Origin of the sequence: Desulfotalea psychrophila LSv54, assembly GCF_000025945.1 — a bacterium.
GTDB classification, from domain to species: domain Bacteria; phylum Desulfobacterota; class Desulfobulbia; order Desulfobulbales; family Desulfocapsaceae; genus Desulfotalea; species Desulfotalea psychrophila.
On the sequence record NC_006138.1, the window covers coordinates 2,323,461 to 2,339,300 of the forward strand.

Consider the following 15,840-nt stretch of genomic DNA (forward strand, 5'->3'; position numbering starts at 1 on the left):
CCGATGAAGACCTGCAGAGACCATGCTGACAAATTCATACAGACTATGTATGTTCACCGTGAAGCTGTTGATCTTATTCACGAAAAAAAATGGAGCAGGCATGGCAGAGAAAGTGAAAGCATTTTGGCAAAAGCATGGCACCGTCACAGCTTGTTTCGTAAATCTTGCTGTTATTATTGGGGTAATTTGTGCCACATTCACAAGCTCACCCGAAATACGTAGAGATATACTGGGAAGTTTCTCAGATCTGGGAACATGGATGGCAGGAGTTGGGACTATTGGGCTTTTAGTTGTTGCACTAAAAACAATAAATGACTGGAAAAAAAAACTACGTCATGACACTCTTTTTCAATGTATTGTCAAAATAAAATATGCCATAAGAGAATTAAAAATTCACAGTAAAATAATGACTGACACAGGATCTCCAGTCTTTAAATTTTCTTACGCACAATTCTACGAAACTCAACACAGCCATTTTCTTGCCCAAAAAAAACACTTCATTTCAATCAAAAAAAATATAGTGAAATTAGACATTATCTTACAAAAAGAGGACCAGTCCATTGTCGAACTTGTTTCCATGGCAGAAAGCATGTATTCAGGTATCAGTTCCTTATTGCTAAATACTCCTAAAGAAATGCCAGACGAAACTCTAGCGTTTCATATGGAAAATTTTATCAATTCATATCCAAGCCTACTTGCTATAATTGAAGAAAGTATAAATAGTGATCTATTATAACACTCACCCCTTCAAGAGATGATCCATCATCAGGTTATGGCGGATTTCAAGTTTGCTGCCGAGGTCTTTGCTTGAGGTTTTGCTCTCTTCAAGCTGCCTGCCCCTTTCCAAACGAAAGATATACCAGGACCTGGTCTTAGGTTATATTTTCATATGCAGAGAGATTGTAATAAATATCAAAGACGGATCTTGAGGGAATGATGATGAACAAAAATATAGAACTATACGGGGTGAAGGTCGTTGCCCGACCTAAGATCAAGGCAGAGAAAAACCTCAATTTATCAGGGGGAAGCGGCAAACAGATCGTAAAATCGGAAACAAAATTAGTTTTAAGAACACATAGGGCCTGTTAAAAAATTGGCTGATATGTAAAAGAGAATAACATCTAAGTGCACTCAAGCTCATCCTGATCATCCTCCTTGCCAAGCAAGGATACCCCTCTCTTTCCTCTCACGGACAGTGCTCTGGCATGGAGAATAGCCTTTTCTCTTCAATGCCCTAGCATCTACCCTCACCTTCATAAATTGCTGTCTAAGCACATCTCCTACTCTTTGTTAGATACCACATAGTGGTACTCTGGAAAACGCCGCTCCTTGGCATCCCTGCCACCGCAGCATACCTCCCATCCATGGGCATAAAAACATAAAGAAAAAAGGTGGTTGCCATGTCCTAACAACTGCTGTACAAATTGTTTTAGCTGTTAAGATTGTGCTCTTAGAGGGGGGGGCGACTCTTCCCTCGCCCAACGGACCGACACCTTCAACATCGATGGACGAAAAGTTAAGGTAAGCTATCGCCAGACAGGCAGCACAATCAAAACCAAAGGTTTCATTAAGGGTGGTGCCCCCTGCAAGCAACTCAACGTCGACATCTTCTTGGACAACAGCAAAAAGGAAGACACTGCCCACACCGAGACAACGATCCGCCACTACAAACCCAAAGGCCGCAACTTCTCAGCAGAAAGAGAAACCTACCTGCATAAAAAATACCGCTCCGGCTGGTACGTCAGCAACATCTATTTGCAGTGTATGAAGTAGCACGCTAGGAAAGAAAATCGCCTAGCGGAAGGGGTTTCCCCTTCCGCTAGCATAACAATGCAATATTAGTAACAGGCCAGGATCTTTTACAAAATATAGATTACGCTGGGCACAACTTGCCTTGGGTCAAAACCCACAAAACCTAGCAGTTTATCCGCATAGGTACATAAACATTGACAGAACAACCCACTATGGGTAACTACTTGACTGGAGCAAATTAAAGACATATCCTATGAACAACCTAAAAAAATTTTGTGCTATCTGCTCCGAGGAACCAAAAAAAGTAGCAATAAACAGACAAGTTTCTTCAGACGCAAGTAACATATTAGGATTGCACACAAAAGAAGCAATAAAAGCCTTTGTTGGTGATGGTGGCATCGAAACACCAACATACATCAACTCTAAAATTTGGGAAAAAAACCCAAACCCAGAGAACAAAATGACTGTTTATGCTTACAGTTTCACTTCTTTGCACGAACAATTATATTTGGCTTTTTTCCACAATTACCTAACTGGTTTCTGGGTACTAAAATCATTGCATAAAACTAACAATCCCAACCCTACGCTTGGAAGTATATTTGATCAGAAAATGTTAAACCAAAACTTTTAAGATCAGGAGAAATAGCTATGACACAACTTACATGCCCCGCTTGCGGTTCTCATAACATTACTCAACAAAAAGAAATAAAAAAAATATTCACCGATCACCTAGATAAAGAAACACATATAGAGACACTCTACGAAGAATGTCAAGAATGTGGAATGGACGGAGAATTTTCTATAGATAATGATGAAATAATAAACAATGCCCTGGCTGATACTAGATCAGAAACTATATCTAAAATACTCACTGAACTATCAAATCACCATAGCTTAGCTGGGATAGAAAGATCTCTTGATCTACCACAACGCACACTTAGCAAATGGAAAAACGGGACCAAGCCAACTCGATCCGGCACAACACTTGTAAAGTTAATTGCCATATTCCCTTGGTTAATTAAAATTGCACAAAGCAAATATAATCCTGAAAAAATGGCTGCAATATTTGGTCATGCTTGCGTCGATTACCACCTAAATATGTCCAATGACAAACCTCCTTTCAATTCATTAAATTTTATTGGGGTTCAACAAAACAATATAAATATTAGCTTTACTGTTAATATTCATAACGATTCAACAACACCAAAAGAATCAAAAAGAATCAACCAAACACAATCTGAACTTACTGTAAAAAGTTCTTTATCATAAAAAACAAGATTACTATGAAAATCACAGATTTTATTATTTGCGAAGATATTCGCCATGAAGTAGGAGATCAATATTCCTTAATGGGAATACTAGAAACCCCCATGGTATTCTCCCAAGAAGAAAATGGAGAAAATTGGCCAAGAAGAATTGTCTTTTGCATGATGGTTAGAGTGCAAATTCCTCAAAATGGAATATATGAAAGCGTATCTTCATTATCTGTAACAATAAAAATAAATAAAGAAGAGACCCTCATTGGCAAACAAGAAATAGAAACTGAAAAGCTTTCAAGTAAAGATTCTTTTATCAGTTCTAGCGCCTATGCAAAGATCAACAATATAGAAGCAAAAGGGCCTGGGCAATTAAGCGTCATTATAAGACTATACAATAGCAATAATGAATTACTAGAAGAACAGGAATCTCCAAGAAGCTTCCGCATTGAATTGGCAGAAAAATAATAAGAAAAGCTAGTTGGGGTCTTTATTGAGATCCCAACTATCTAAATAAAAGCTAAAGTTTTTTTTAGTAAAAACAAATAATAATCCAGAGCCTTATTAAAAACGGAAAAAAACAAAACTGCACAAATACATACAGAGAAAATTCAAGATACTAGCAGTCCCTGCAACAAATACCTCGCGGCCAATGTGCTTACGCTCTGAAAGAGGATCTCATGAAAAATGCACCTTGTCTCTCACCTTTTTTTCCTGTATATCTAGATAAATATAAATTTTTTATATGTAAAAAAAGATGGCAAATGCCTGATTCTCTTTGAGAGGTTTTTCTCATTTTTTCATGATAGACGGATAAAATATTACCGATAGGTGATATCCGTAGATTTTCCCCATCTTACGCCAATGTCAAAGCTTATGAGCAAGGTATCACCGTTAGAAACGATAAAAAAAATCCTATTTTTCGATACATTCCCTTTTCTTTGTCGGTTAATTGCAACCACTCTAATTTTATTGGCTTTTTATTCTATTGGAATCCCGCCAGAAAAGGATTTGAATCCATCAGCAATAATGCTGCTGGTTTTTTCAGCATTTTTCTTCCTTTTGCCAATCGCGAAAAAAATGAGCATTGGCAGGTTGCTTACCTATGAAAAACAAGTCGAAAAAGTCAAAACAGAGGTAAGTGAATTTAAAACTGAGACAAGAGAGTTTCTCGGTATTTATAGTAACATGATCACCGCCATTTCGAATACCGTAAATCAAACTGTTAATGTTAATCTTCCAGGTCAAGCTGAGGCACAGCAAGCGAAAGAAGACCTTGATGCCTCTATTGAAAAACCAGAAGAGGCATCCACTATTGAAAAAAGTGTTTCCACTTTTATCAGGGAGGCAGACGGAGACTTCAATTTTGCGCTTGCGAAACTTCGCATGGAAATTGAAAAATCTTTGCGTGAAGCTCTCAGAAAACGAACTATTACAGCTGACCCACATGCAATGAAAGGGACGTTCCTATCTGCTAGACAGCTATTTAGGCAATTCACGATCCAATACCCAAAGTACGAAAATATGCGTAGCTCTTTCGATTACATTCTGAAGGTTTGTAATGCGGCAATACATGGACAGCAAGTGTCAGAGAGGTATGCCCATGAGGCAATTTATATGGGCACAAGAATGTTGAAAGAGATAAAAAGTGCCAGCGAGTAGAAGTTTTAACAAGCGAAAGCACGCGGATCAATTTTTCGCTGTGTGCCCAATTTGCCCAGTGGTGCCGGTGCTCGACCTAAAAGTATCATATTTCAGGAGCAGTTATGTCTATTTCAAAAGAATTATTTAAAATCGCTAATAATTTAGGGGCATATAGTGATTATAAGACTCCACAGATTCAAAACTTAATTGACTCAGCTACCGCTGTTGGTAAGTCATGGAGTGGGTCTTGGTTGGGGTATCATTCCAGAGTATATTATACTGCCTTTGAAACGCCACCTCCTGGGGCAGTATTTAGTGCAGAATGGGGATTAGAAAATAACTTTTCTGGGGGGTCAAGAGGTGCTTGGCTTGAGTATAGTTTTGATGACGTGGTGAGTTATATTAATCAACAAGCTGGTGCCCCCAATACTGATAAATTATCCAGTGATGGAGACCAAGCAACGTTACTGTATGAAGATTCAAAATCTGATTTACTAGTCAATAATTTACTCGAATTTGCCAGGAGAAAAAGATAGTTTCCTCCAAGGGCTTGTTGATAAAATAGAATCTGAAAAAATACTTTCCGAAGATGATTTTCTGAAATATCAACGGCCAACAGGCCAAATAATGTCAAGAGATTCTTTAGCCGTACATTGCGGGTTAGTTGTTCCTCCTCATATTGCTGTACTATCTAAAGCATACGCAACTATGCAACCCTTTCAATCATGTTCGAACCTTAAAAAAACAACATTAAAAATAGCTAATCACATGCGTAACTTAGAAAAAAAATCAGTGGTGGAAGATCGCATTGGAACAAATATTTTTATTGGGCATGGTCGCTCTCATTATTGGAGAGAACTCAAAGATTTTGTAAGTGAGAGGCTCCATTTACCATGGGATGAGTTTAATAGAGTCCCTGTTGCAGGAGTCACAAATATAACTCGACTTGCACAAATGCTTGATCAATCTTGTATTGCATTTTTGGTTATGACTGCTGAAGATGAGCAACAAGATGGTAATATGCACGCTCGAATGAATGTAGTTCATGAAGTAGGATTGTTCCAAGGTCGGCTTGGCTTTGAACGAGCCATCGTCGTATTAGAAGAAGGTTGTGAGGAATTTTCAAATATTCAAGGTTTAGGTCAAATAAGGTTTCCCAAGGGAAATATTTCGGCAATTTTTGATGAAATACGACAAATTTTAGAACGAGAGAAAATCGTTGATTAAGTGCTTCATAGTAAAACTAATTCGAACGTCACAAAGCTGCTCCGCTCATTTCTTATTACGCAACTTTGTGACGCCGATTATTTAAAAGTTAAACAATCGTATTGCTCCTCTTCTGGAAATGCCGACAACCCTCTGCTATTTTTTGTCCCTGCCCCTTTCTGGCCCAAAAGCATTGCTAGAGAGCCAACCTTGGTGTTACAATGAAACAGCAAAATGCTGTAAAGGCAGTGAAAATGGCATAATTTGAAGTCAAAGAAGAAAAAATATGGCTGACTACACAAAACTGGATTATTTGAAAAAAAACCTCGATTCTTACCGCCCTTTGCCTGCCGAGGTAGTCTCAAACCTTCATGAAGATCTTGTCCTGCGCTGGACCTGGTGCCATAGAGGGTAACAGCCTGACCCTGAAAGAGACTAAAGTTGTCTTGGAAGGTATTGCTGTTGGTGGCAAGACCATACGTGAACATCTTGAGGCGATCAACCACCGGGAGGCCATCTACTTTGTCGAAGAGTTGGTGGAGAAAGGGCAGATCCTCTCAGAGTGCCAGATCAAATCCATCCACCAGTTGGTATTGAAAAATATTGATGATAAGCATGCTGGAACCTATAGAAAAAACAATGTTATTATCTCCAGTACAGATCATCATCTACCAGATGCAATACACTTCTCGCCCTTCTACCCCCTTCTCCGTTTACCTGGTGGCCCTATAGGTGGCAGAGTGTTTACAAAAGTCAAACCTCTTTGAGTTGATGCCGCTTTTATGATATCATTCTTAGTAAATGCTAGTCTGTGTTTATCTGGAATGATACCAGAAAACTGGATAATAACTTGTTATGTTTTTAGGTTGATTCAACTAGGAGTCTATAATGAGCAATATTTATCAAAGAGATCTAATAATTTCTCTTCTTGCTAAGAATTACGATACCCATATGAATATCATCTGGGCAACGATCGGTTTATTACTTGGTGCAATTGGATGGATTATTACGTCTCGTGAGGCTAGAAGCTATCTGACTAGTCCAAAGTTAAATAAAATAGTTAGTCTAGTTGTGATCATTGCGATGGCAATCATGCATTACTATCTCCTTTGGCAAACGATGGAGTATTCGATAGATTTGAAATCAGAATTGATAAAGGTTGTAGGTGAAAATGTAGACGTGATTAATACAAGTGAGTTTATTTATCTAATCTCATATTACATGTTTTCCGCGAGAGCATTTGTCACATTTATATTATTTGGATTTCTTAGCTTTTTAGTCATCAAAGGTGAAAAACACATAACAAGCAGATAAGTGATAATTTCTGGGAGTTGATCGATTGGCAAGGGGAACAGGGAGAACTATACCAAGCCCATTACAATAAAACTTATGAGTCTGGCGTTCTGGACACTAAAACCAAACGGCTGATGGCAATGGGTGCAGCTATAGTTATGGGGTGTAAGGGTTGTATTTTAGGACAAACACAAAAGGCTATTGATGCAGGAGCAACACTAAATGAGCTCATGGAAACCTGCTCTGTTATGCTTTCTCTTGGTGGAACTATTGAAAGAGATTGGTATGATTGATGTTAATGTAGCCGACGCAAAAAGCCGCGCGGCCGACTAGCGGCGTTAAAATGAAAACTATCCTGCCATGTAGGGTTAGTCTTAATCTTGCTTGATCAGTAGAATATAAGTCAAAAAGAAACCGATCACCTGTTCACAAAACAAGTGCTAGGAATAAACCCAACCTAAAGGAGTGTCAATGGTTGCTAACGTTGAACACTCTAGCTACAAAACATTTTGGAGAATTTATCAATGGCTTATGTGATCAATGCTGATGCCTGTATTGATTGTGCTGCTGTTTGCCCTGTAAATTGCATCTTTGAGACATAAGTGCCATGTCAAAGCCGGAATTGAATAAAACGGTGCCAGGTTCATCGTTAATCAACTTTCATCTAGGCCGCTGGTGATGCAGGCGTTTAACTCTCATGGGCTTCGGCCCGTGCGAGTTCGAATCTCACTCTAACCGAAAAACAGAGCCTTGTCCAAACCCTACAACCCAGAGCTGATTTCCCTTTTTATCCCTTCCCCCTTTACACTAGCCTGTCTGGAGAATCATCTAAAGCCCCCTTGTTGTTTTCTGCAACAAACGCCTAAGTCTCCTACACATATCCAAAAAACATTGCAAATCAGGCAATCTTGTTGTTAGCATGCAGTCTACTTAAAATGCCGTAGAGGCAGGAAAACTGCCATAACCTAAAGTCAAAGTAGAAGGCAGTCCGTAAGATCACATCCAACAAAAGGTAAAAGCTGACGGCTGATGGCTTCCCTTCCAACCGACGCCACAAACTGCGCAAAAAGCCAAGCCACTGCCCCCCCCACCTTTCACCAGCCCCCTCCCATGTTGGGGGCAATGCCCATTCTACCAAGCTGAGCAGCGGAGAAGTTGGCGGAAATAGAGTTTGAGCTATTTGAGCTAGCCTTCTTAAACTCTCGTGGGGCTTGGCAACTGGGCCGGGGCGGCATGGGGTGCAAAGGGGGGAACGCTTCCCCCTTTGGCCAGCTGTCGTATCCGTTCCATATAGTCACTACCGCGCGGCTGACCTCTGAACGGGCCTGCTGACCACGACCGATGGAAAAGAATGCTCCGTTAATTCGTAGAGTGCGGGACCTGTAACTGGCTCGCAGATACAGATCGATAATTGCTTGAGCAAAAGTGAAGGATTCTTCTTCCCAGCTCCAGTGATTGAGGAGATCACGGTCCATTTTTACCACCCTCCTCTTTTGTGAATAAGGGTGCGGACATCTTTAAGACAGAGACGAATGGTGCTGTTAAGAGCCTCACCATAGAAGGGATGTTCGTTGTCGCCAATTACAAAAAGGGCATACCATGTGGATTGGCGTACCGGTAACCAGAACCGGCGGGTCAGAGACCCTCCATACAGCCCGCCTAAAATTTGGAGCAAGGCTATGAATTTGGATACAATTATGCCAATAACAGGGCCCAAAAAAAACACCACGCAAAAGGTGGCGGTGCATTTTCTATTGCCTTTCAGTAGCCCACAGGATACACTATGGGTATGGAGTATGAAATTGATCGTACAAAAAAATTTGATAAGTGGCTGAAAAAGCTTAAAGAAACTGAAGCTAAACTCACTATCCTTGCAAGGATAGACAGAGTGAAGATTGGTCATTTCGGTGACCAAAAACAGCTTGAAGAAAATTTTTTCGAAATCCGTCTTTTTACAGGCCCAGGCTATAGAATCTATTACACCATCAGAGGTGGCAAGATTGTTTTGTTGCTTTTGGCAGGTGATAAAAGTAGCCAGAAAAAAGATATAAAGAAGGCCAAAGAGCTTATTAAAAAGCTTGAATAAGAGGTTAATGCTATGGCTAAAACAGCTTCCTACAATCCATTTGACTATCTCACCACAGAAGAAGAGATACGAACATACCTTGATAATGCCTCCAGAGATGAAGACCCAAGAATTTTTGTTATAGCTCTTGGCTATCTGGCAAAAAAACGTGGCATGAAAGCAACCGCTAAAAAAGTTGGTGTAAGCCGTGAGAGTCTTTACAAATCTCTTTCTGGAAAAGGTAACCCAAAATATGACACAATCCGCAAAGTGACCCAAGCGCTGGGCTACCAAGCACGGGTAAAGTGACCAATTAATTTGGAGACTCCCCTTGTTGTTAAAAAGAAAAAACATATTAGCTCCTGTCATCTTTTATACCTTTGAATTCTTCTCACATACCAGGGAGGCGAAGCTGATTCTCCTCGCCCGGTAATAGGTTACGCTTTTTCTTTGGTCTGGCGGATGTTCTTCGTTGGTTGGCGCGCTATCGTATCCGTTCCATATAGTCACTGCCGCGTATACGGCCACCAACAATGCCCGTTATCTTGCTATTCATCTTAGACGCCCTCCTGTATTTTAAATACAGGACCCATCATTTGACCTGCTGGCTCCAAAGCATCTCGCTTAGTAATTTGCCTAAAGATAGCTAACTCACAGACCAGAGACATCAGCTCTGCCCTGCTCAGGCGCAAAACTCTCCTGCGAAGTTTTGCATCGGGAATAATTGATTTGACTTCCTCCCAAAAAAAGAACCATTGTGAATTAAGTGATTTCTGCCTAACCTTAAAAAGGTGATCACCCTGTGAAAAAATCACGTTCTTCAGAATAACAAATCGTAAGGATTTTGAACGAGGTTGAAGCGCTTAATCACAAAACAATCGGATTTTCAAAAAGCACCGAGCTGCACGTTATCGCACGGAGTGAGAATTTCACTAAACAACAAATTGGCATCACAACCGGAGATTTCCTGTGAAGAAAAAAATAGATATTAGCAATTATAAACGAAAAGGAATGTTTGAAGCTTTTAAAGATCGTGATATGCCATATCTATCAACAACCAGCCATGTGGACATAAAAAATCTAAAGCCATTTATAGATAATCACAAATATGGATTTTTTATATCTATTAGTTATTTAATATCAAAAGCAGTAAACCTTATCCCAGAATTGAGGCATAGGATAATTGATGGTGAATTGTACGAGTATGACAGGGTGGACCCTGGCTATACAGTCTTACTAGAAGATGAAACGTTCTCATTTTGCGACTCTTGTTACTTCGAAGATTTTCAAAAATACAGTGAATATTCCAGCACTAAGATAAATGAGGTTAAAGCAAAACCTGACAATGGTGTTGGCGAGAAACACCATATGTTTTTTATTACGAACATACCTTGGTTCAGTTTCACTTCGATTGTTCACCCGCATGATAAAGTGTATGCATCGATTCCGATAATTACTATCGGGAAATATTTTAAACAGGGAGATCAGCTGTTGCTACCTATTGGGATTCAAGTTCATCATGGAGTAGTAGATGGGATTCATCTAGGTAAATTTTATACCCACTTATCAAATTTTTGTGCCGATCCAGCTTTATGGTTGGTCTAAAAGGGGGTCGTGGTACAATCTGCTGTTGAGGGAGCTTCCCTCTTGATGATATTGAATTTACTTTATTATATAGACCTGAGTTACTGGAATAATCCTCATTGTTATACAACTGAGCCTTTCTATATTTTAGCATCACCACCCATTTCGGAGACCAGGATAACTGCCTGAAACCCTGGAACAGTATCTTCATCACCCCACCCCACAACCAGCAACGATCTCCCCCGCCACTCCTAAGCAGACATTGACTCCCGAACCACACACCTTAACAATAGAAAAGCCACGGCTTGCGAGGCCTAGCTGATAGCTGACAGCTGACAGCTGACGGCTGACAGCCCCCCCACCTTTGACCAGCCCCCTCTCATGTTGGGGCAATGCCCATTCTACCAAGCTGAGTAGCGGAGAAGTTGGCAGAAATAGAGTTTGAGCTATTTGAGCTAGCCTTCTTAAACTCTCATGGGGCTTGGAAGAGCAGTCCAACCCCTCTGTCATGCACCATCATTTCAACGCGTTGGCGTTACGACCGTATTAGGCTGGAGGCGGTAGGCTCTCACTCTTGCTCTCCCCATCTCAAGTTGCCCGAACGAAGTGAAGCTGACGCGTGAGCAGGTCAGGACGAACTGCTAGCTACGAGGGCAGGAGCCCGTTCGTAGCGCTAGCGGAAGCTGAAACGAGAGTGAGGATTAGCAACTGAGCCGGGGCGGCATGGGGTGCAAAGGGGGGAATGCTGCTGTTTCCCCCTTTGGCCAGTGTGGCTGGCAAGCCACGATCCGGTGACTACCATCAAACCCGGGAAACTCGATCGAGGATCGTGATGCCAATTTGTTATTTTGATAAAATATCGCTCTGTGCGATGTAACTCAACCCCTTTTGAGTAAAAGAGATGAATAATAATATTCACCTTGAGGAGTTTGCTGAACAGTCCATGGTCCATCTCCCCACAATGTGCTTTTTCACAGGTAACTCAATATGATAGGTTTTCAAGTTATCAGTGCAGAAAAATCTTAGGCGTTGTCAATAATAACCTGAAAGCTTCGCTATCCTGCCAAAAGCAGGTTTGATGATCCCCAGGGTGATTCCCACGCATACCACAGCCATCTCTGGTTTTTCTTATCCTTAAACCACGGTGACCACTCCGCAAACAAGCTCTATGTGTTTGATTTTGTCTAAAAACCTAGTCACTTGTCTTGGTTTGATTTTTTTAAAGTGGGTAAACATCCCCCCTCCCTCTGCAAGATGAGCATCCTTCAGGGGTAGGGGGAGTTTTTCATTTTTCTTCAACAGGAAATTTTGCCCTGGACCATTCCCGCCATCCACCTTTCAGAGCATGGACTGAAGAGAAACCGTCTGCAGTAAGCTTACGCGCCAAACTGGCGCTGGTGGATTCGTTGGGTCATGCGCAATAAAGGACGATCTTTTTATCCTTGGCAAATTTTGATTTCCAGGTATCCAATTTGCCTGGATTGGCCCGATGGGCCCCTTTTATTTTAAATTCCGATGAGGTCCAATCCCTTCCCTGACGGGCATCGAGAATGACCACATCGCCGTTATCCATCCAGCCCTTCACTATCTCCTTACTCACAACAGACACCGGGGCTGCCATTGCTGGTACAGCCAATGCAGCGATAAAGGTCAAAGCAATCAACCAGCCAAAGCAAAAGTTTAATTTTTTCATAATGAACTCCTTTTTTCGTGATTGTGTGGCATTTTATTGGATATTAAACTCAGGATAAGTCCTGTAAGCAGGATACATCCCATATAAAACAGCGTCAGCAGGGGCGCTTCCCCTGAAAATAGAATTGCCCCGCCCCCTGCGATGAGAAGGCTTGCTAGCAGAAATTTTTTCAGGGAGTAGCCCTGTCGGGCATACCCCAGGAGCCAGAGCAAAAAAGCTGCCCGGATCCAGAGTTCGAGTTTTTCACTGCCGGCCATGCCCAGGGCCATCATCAGGCCCACAGCAAGGCCCAGGAAGATGGGCACCACAAAGGGCTTTGCGGTCCATGGGGGAAGTTTTCCCCGCTCTGTCAGTTGTTTTACCGTATAGTCACAACCCAGGAAAAGCGCATTTACGGCTGCCAAAGTGCCTGATATGACAGCAATACCCATGATGATCCTGCCGGTTTGCCCCAAAACGATCCTGGCGACTTTCATGTTGGGAATTCCCGAGTCAGCCAATTTTTCTAAAGGAAGATGGGAAATGGAGACCAGCCCCCAGAGGAAAAATATAAGTCCTGCCACGGCAATGGCGGCCAGGCACGGCATCTTACCGCTATCTTTGGAATTTACAGCTCCTGCCAGGTCAAACCCAACCCAGAGCAGCAAGGGAAGGCTTAAGATCCCAATGCCTGGAACTTCCACCATCTGGGCCGCCGGCCCAGTTACACCCGGCCCGGTGCTGCTAAGGCCTGACACTATGAGTATGCCAAGGGCGGAAAGAACCGTTCCGATAAAAAGCACCTGGGCCCTGAGGATGACAATAGGTCCGGCCAATTGTATCCCAAGGACAAGGCCTAACAGTAAAAAGGCAAACCCGAAGTTGGGAAACCAATAGACGAAAACCTCATTAAAAACAAAGCCCGATGAAACCAAAATACCTGTGGAAAGAAAAACGGCGGCGGCAAATTTAACAGCCAGGGTAAACGGCGTCGCCACGGTGAAGTTTTCTATGCTTTGGGCGATAACAAAAAACAGGGCCATGGCCGCGGGTATAAGCCATAGGCCCAGGCGACCGGTATACCCCATGAAATTTCCCAGGCCCACAAAGGTGTCGGGTGAAACCATAACGCCCAAGCCAATGGATGTGGCTGTCAATCTAAAGCGATGGCACTTATCCATTTTCAATCTCCGTTGCTTAGCCGTTTGCTTTTAAGGATAAGGCATTTTATTTTATTATTCCAGCCAACCTAATTTTTTTAGGAATAAATAATTATTTTAAACAAACATAATCTCTGATTCTTTTGTTTCAGCCGACAGCAGGGCCATGGACACTTTTGCAACCGCAACTTCCAGCACAGAGGCTGGAAGGGTACGGAGTCATTTTTGGAATCACCTGACGCGTCTATACGGGCATGACCTAACAAGTTCTGTGGCCGACAATGATAAAGATTATGGCCCTGTTTTTCTTTCCACAGGCCTCCAGCTCCCCAATGTCTCTGAATCCATGCGGTTGGATGCAGTCAGACAGGCTGAAGAATTTTTCTGGAGTAAAAGTTAAGACTAAGCTTTGTTATAGGCGTGTTATATGAAACACCTTCTTAGGTTAGGTATTTTGTATGGCACACATGAAAACACCAGAAGATACTGGGGAAGAGTATAAAGAGAGGTTTCTCTTGGCCAGAATATACCAGAACTTTGAAGTAACGGAGTTAATGTGTTGATCGTAAAGGTCGTCGCCAAAGTTGGTATCCTCCCTTTCCACAACAAACACCTAAGCCCTCTCTGTATCCAAAAAACATTGCAACTCAGACAACCTTATTGTTACCATACAATCTACCTAAAACACCGTAGAGGCAGTAAAACTGTCATAATTTAAAGTCAAAGAAGAAAAGATATGGCTGACTATACAAAACTGGATTATTTGAAAAAAACCCTCGATTCCCATCGCCCGCTGCCTGCCGAGGTAGTCTCAAACCTGCATGAAGATCTTGTTCTGCGCTGGGCCTGGCGCCATTGAGGGAAATACCCTGACCCTAAAAGAGACTAAGGTTGCCCCGGAAGGTATTACTGTTGGCGGCAAGACCAGGTGAGCACTTTGCCCCAATTGTCACTGCGAACTGCACTATGGTACGGGCAAAAAGGAACTGGCAAAGAATCTATGGGCGAAGATTGCCAGGCGTCAGGTCTCCGGTGCGTAATACGTATAACAAATAGTTGCAGGTTTGAAACTTATCTGCGAAGCGGATGGACAACAGGCTGGAATCACTCCACTTTTACAAGGCTCCCCTTTGTATAAGGAGATAAATTGATTTATGAAAACGTGAGGGTTTTGGATCATATAGTGATATCAAGTTAGAAACCATGTACCATGGATGAAAAAATTGTTTTCAAATTGTGTTTACCTGGAATGATATCAGGAAACCGGATAATAACTTGTTAGCTTCCCCGGTAAATTAAGAGCACGAAAAACACTATAATAGTCCTTATTTCATTTTTATATTGTCTGGTTGCTTTGGGTAAAAGTCCCGTAATATAATATAGATATAAAATTGCGGACCTGACCCCTTTTTGAGGTATTATGAATCCCTGGGAATTATTAGATAAAACAGAAATACCCAATGACGGCGGACAGCTTGAATTACTGCAAAGAGGGGATGAATTCTCCATCCGCCTTTCCGGTAATCGAGGTGAGCTAATGAATAGCCGATTGCATAATTCGGAAGAAGCACTTGCTGAACTCGGATGTGCGCATCTCAAATCGACAGTTGACGCACAGGTCTTGGTAGGTGGCCTGGGAATGGGATTCACGCTGGCCGCTGCTCTAAAAGTAGTTTCTCAATCGGCAAAAATAACGGTGGCAGAACTGATACCTGCAGTTGTGGAATGGAATCGAGGCGCTTTGGGCGAACGAGCTGGAAGACCATTGCTGGATGAACGTGTACTTATTCATACTGGTGATGTCATTGATTTGTTCAGCAAAAACAAATCAATCTTCAACGCCGTTTTGCTTGATGTAGATAACGGTCCTGAAGGGCTTACTCATTCAGCAAATGATCACCTTTATTCTTTGAACCGCTTAAAAGCAATTTATAATTCTTTGCGCACTGAAGGCATGCTCGCCATTTGGTCGGCTGCGCCAGATGATACTTTTCTTCGTTCTTTGAAAAAGGTGGGTTTTAAAGTCACTACTCAAACTGTGAGAGCAAGAGTTGGTAAAGGAAGCCGTCATACGATCTTCCTAGCAAAAAAACTTAATTAAATTAGAAAAGCAATTAAGAAAAGGGGTCAAGTCTGCTCTTGACTCTTGTTGCAACTTTTTATAACCAAATAATGCACCGGATAAACCGGTGATCATTATGTTATGTG

General features: G+C 41.8%; 18 protein-coding genes and 3 pseudogenes. 16 read left to right on the plus strand and 5 right to left on the minus strand.

The features are described from left to right. Window positions 1–100: 100 nt before the first annotated feature. Both DP_RS10465 and DP_RS19230 read left to right on the plus strand, forming a co-directional pair. Window positions 101–736, plus strand: coding sequence for a hypothetical protein (locus tag DP_RS10465; protein ID WP_156792268.1), 636 nt, complete (start codon window positions 101–103; stop codon window positions 734–736). Between the two features lie 203 nt (window positions 737–939). Beyond that, window positions 940–1,108 (plus strand): annotated as a pseudogene (locus DP_RS19230) (acetyltransferase). A 182-nt stretch (window positions 1,109–1,290) separates the two neighbouring features. On the opposite strand, the gene DP_RS10475 reads toward DP_RS19230, so the two are convergent. Further along, a complete protein-coding gene (locus DP_RS10475; protein WP_011189285.1) occupies window positions 1,291–1,665 on the minus strand; it encodes a hypothetical protein in 375 nt (124 codons plus the stop codon). Between the two features lie 340 nt (window positions 1,666–2,005). Between DP_RS10475 and DP_RS10480 the strand changes: the two genes are divergently transcribed. The 9 genes and pseudogenes from DP_RS10480 (at window position 2,006) to DP_RS10520 (ending at window position 7,444) form a co-directional block, all read left to right on the plus strand. Beyond that, the gene (locus tag DP_RS10480; protein WP_011189286.1) at window positions 2,006–2,383 is read left to right on the plus strand and encodes a hypothetical protein; all 378 of its coding nucleotides are present in this window, start codon (window positions 2,006–2,008) and stop codon (window positions 2,381–2,383) included. A 17-nt stretch (window positions 2,384–2,400) separates the two neighbouring features. Then, window positions 2,401–3,021 (plus strand): hypothetical protein, encoded by a 621-nt coding sequence (locus DP_RS10485; RefSeq protein WP_011189287.1) that lies wholly within the window; start codon window positions 2,401–2,403, stop codon window positions 3,019–3,021. Window positions 3,022–3,035: 14 nt separating this feature from the next. Beyond that, window positions 3,036–3,476, plus strand: coding sequence for a hypothetical protein (locus DP_RS10490; RefSeq protein ID WP_011189288.1), 441 nt, complete (start codon window positions 3,036–3,038; stop codon window positions 3,474–3,476). 408 nt (window positions 3,477–3,884) lie between these two features. After that, entirely contained in the window at window positions 3,885–4,670 is a 786-nt protein-coding gene (locus tag DP_RS10495; RefSeq protein WP_156792269.1) for a hypothetical protein, read from the plus strand. A 104-nt stretch (window positions 4,671–4,774) separates the two neighbouring features. Beyond that, window positions 4,775–5,188 (plus strand): hypothetical protein, encoded by a 414-nt coding sequence (locus DP_RS18365; protein WP_011189290.1) that lies wholly within the window; start codon window positions 4,775–4,777, stop codon window positions 5,186–5,188. Further along, window positions 5,169–5,879: a TIR domain-containing protein gene (locus tag DP_RS18370; RefSeq protein WP_011189291.1), complete on the plus strand. Its 711-nt coding sequence runs from the start codon at window positions 5,169–5,171 to the stop codon at window positions 5,877–5,879. The genes DP_RS18365 and DP_RS18370 overlap by 20 nt, the downstream gene beginning before the upstream one ends. Before the next feature lie 265 nt (window positions 5,880–6,144). Beyond that, a pseudogene (locus DP_RS10510) lies at window positions 6,145–6,535 on the plus strand (Fic family protein); the annotation flags it as partial. 211 nt (window positions 6,536–6,746) lie between these two features. Continuing rightward, window positions 6,747–7,172: a hypothetical protein gene (locus DP_RS10515; RefSeq protein ID WP_011189293.1), complete on the plus strand. Its 426-nt coding sequence runs from the start codon at window positions 6,747–6,749 to the stop codon at window positions 7,170–7,172. A gap of 17 nt (window positions 7,173–7,189) precedes the next feature. Continuing rightward, window positions 7,190–7,444: a carboxymuconolactone decarboxylase family protein gene (locus tag DP_RS10520; protein ID WP_011189294.1), complete on the plus strand. Its 255-nt coding sequence runs from the start codon at window positions 7,190–7,192 to the stop codon at window positions 7,442–7,444. A gap of 801 nt (window positions 7,445–8,245) precedes the next feature. Here DP_RS10520 and DP_RS10525 read toward each other — a convergent pair. Then, the gene (locus DP_RS10525) at window positions 8,246–8,626 is read right to left on the minus strand and encodes a hypothetical protein (protein ID WP_041277895.1); all 381 of its coding nucleotides are present in this window, start codon (window positions 8,624–8,626) and stop codon (window positions 8,246–8,248) included. A gap of 308 nt (window positions 8,627–8,934) precedes the next feature. Between DP_RS10525 and DP_RS10535 the strand changes: the two genes are divergently transcribed. From DP_RS10535 to DP_RS10550, 3 genes are all read left to right on the plus strand, one after another. After that, window positions 8,935–9,237 carry a type II toxin-antitoxin system RelE/ParE family toxin gene (locus DP_RS10535; protein ID WP_011189296.1) on the plus strand — a complete coding sequence of 101 codons (303 nt, stop codon included), beginning with the start codon at window positions 8,935–8,937 and terminating at the stop codon, window positions 9,235–9,237. Window positions 9,238–9,249: 12 nt separating this feature from the next. Continuing rightward, complete coding sequence (locus DP_RS10540; RefSeq protein WP_011189297.1) at window positions 9,250–9,525, plus strand: addiction module antidote protein; 276 nt, start codon at window positions 9,250–9,252, stop codon at window positions 9,523–9,525. 660 nt (window positions 9,526–10,185) lie between these two features. Next, on the plus strand, window positions 10,186–10,821 hold the full coding sequence (locus DP_RS10550; RefSeq protein ID WP_011189299.1) for a chloramphenicol acetyltransferase: 636 nt from the start codon (window positions 10,186–10,188) through the stop codon (window positions 10,819–10,821). Between the two features lie 189 nt (window positions 10,822–11,010). Here DP_RS10550 and DP_RS18210 read toward each other — a convergent pair whose 3' ends face one another. The 3 genes from DP_RS18210 to DP_RS10565 all read right to left on the minus strand — a co-directional run bounded on the left by DP_RS18210 (window position 11,011) and on the right by DP_RS10565 (window position 13,653). Continuing rightward, window positions 11,011–11,310, minus strand: coding sequence for a hypothetical protein (locus tag DP_RS18210; RefSeq protein WP_011189300.1), 300 nt, complete (start codon window positions 11,308–11,310; stop codon window positions 11,011–11,013). 775 nt (window positions 11,311–12,085) lie between these two features. After that, on the minus strand, window positions 12,086–12,493 hold the full coding sequence (locus DP_RS10560) for a rhodanese-related (seleno)protein (protein ID WP_265588548.1): 408 nt from the start codon (window positions 12,491–12,493) through the stop codon (window positions 12,086–12,088). Beyond that, complete coding sequence (locus DP_RS10565; protein WP_041277899.1) at window positions 12,490–13,653, minus strand: APC family permease; 1,164 nt, start codon at window positions 13,651–13,653, stop codon at window positions 12,490–12,492. The genes DP_RS10560 and DP_RS10565 overlap by 4 nt, the downstream gene beginning before the upstream one ends. Window positions 13,654–14,368: 715 nt before the next feature. On the opposite strand from DP_RS10565, the pseudogene DP_RS18815 reads away from it, so the two are divergent. Beyond that, window positions 14,369–14,555, plus strand: a pseudogene (locus DP_RS18815) (Fic family protein); the annotation flags it as partial. 497 nt (window positions 14,556–15,052) lie between these two features. Further along, window positions 15,053–15,733, plus strand: coding sequence for a spermidine synthase family protein (locus DP_RS10575; RefSeq protein ID WP_011189304.1), 681 nt, complete (start codon window positions 15,053–15,055; stop codon window positions 15,731–15,733). The last annotated feature ends 107 nt before the right edge of the window (window positions 15,734–15,840 follow it).

Bases quoted from the DNA above. Each gene is read 5' to 3' on its own strand.
- DP_RS10465 (WP_156792268.1), top strand. From the start codon at position 101: ATGGCAGAGAAAGTGAAAGCATTTTGGCAAAAGCATGGCACCGTCACA.
- DP_RS10480 (WP_011189286.1), top strand. From the start codon at position 2,006: ATGAACAACCTAAAAAAATTTTGTGCTATCTGCTCCGAGGAACCAAAA.
- DP_RS10485 (WP_011189287.1), top strand. From the start codon at position 2,401: ATGACACAACTTACATGCCCCGCTTGCGGTTCTCATAACATTACTCAA.
- DP_RS10490 (WP_011189288.1), top strand. From the start codon at position 3,036: ATGAAAATCACAGATTTTATTATTTGCGAAGATATTCGCCATGAAGTA.
- DP_RS10495 (WP_156792269.1), top strand. From the start codon at position 3,885: ATGAGCAAGGTATCACCGTTAGAAACGATAAAAAAAATCCTATTTTTC.
- DP_RS18365 (WP_011189290.1), top strand. From the start codon at position 4,775: ATGTCTATTTCAAAAGAATTATTTAAAATCGCTAATAATTTAGGGGCA.
- DP_RS10515 (WP_011189293.1), top strand. From the start codon at position 6,747: ATGAGCAATATTTATCAAAGAGATCTAATAATTTCTCTTCTTGCTAAG.
- DP_RS10525 (WP_041277895.1), bottom strand. From the start codon at position 8,626: ATGGACCGTGATCTCCTCAATCACTGGAGCTGGGAAGAAGAATCCTTC.
- DP_RS10535 (WP_011189296.1), top strand. From the start codon at position 8,935: ATGGGTATGGAGTATGAAATTGATCGTACAAAAAAATTTGATAAGTGG.
- DP_RS10540 (WP_011189297.1), top strand. From the start codon at position 9,250: ATGGCTAAAACAGCTTCCTACAATCCATTTGACTATCTCACCACAGAA.
- DP_RS18210 (WP_011189300.1), bottom strand. From the start codon at position 11,310: ATGACAGAGGGGTTGGACTGCTCTTCCAAGCCCCATGAGAGTTTAAGA.
- DP_RS10565 (WP_041277899.1), bottom strand. From the start codon at position 13,653: ATGGATAAGTGCCATCGCTTTAGATTGACAGCCACATCCATTGGCTTG.
- DP_RS10575 (WP_011189304.1), top strand. From the start codon at position 15,053: ATGAATCCCTGGGAATTATTAGATAAAACAGAAATACCCAATGACGGC.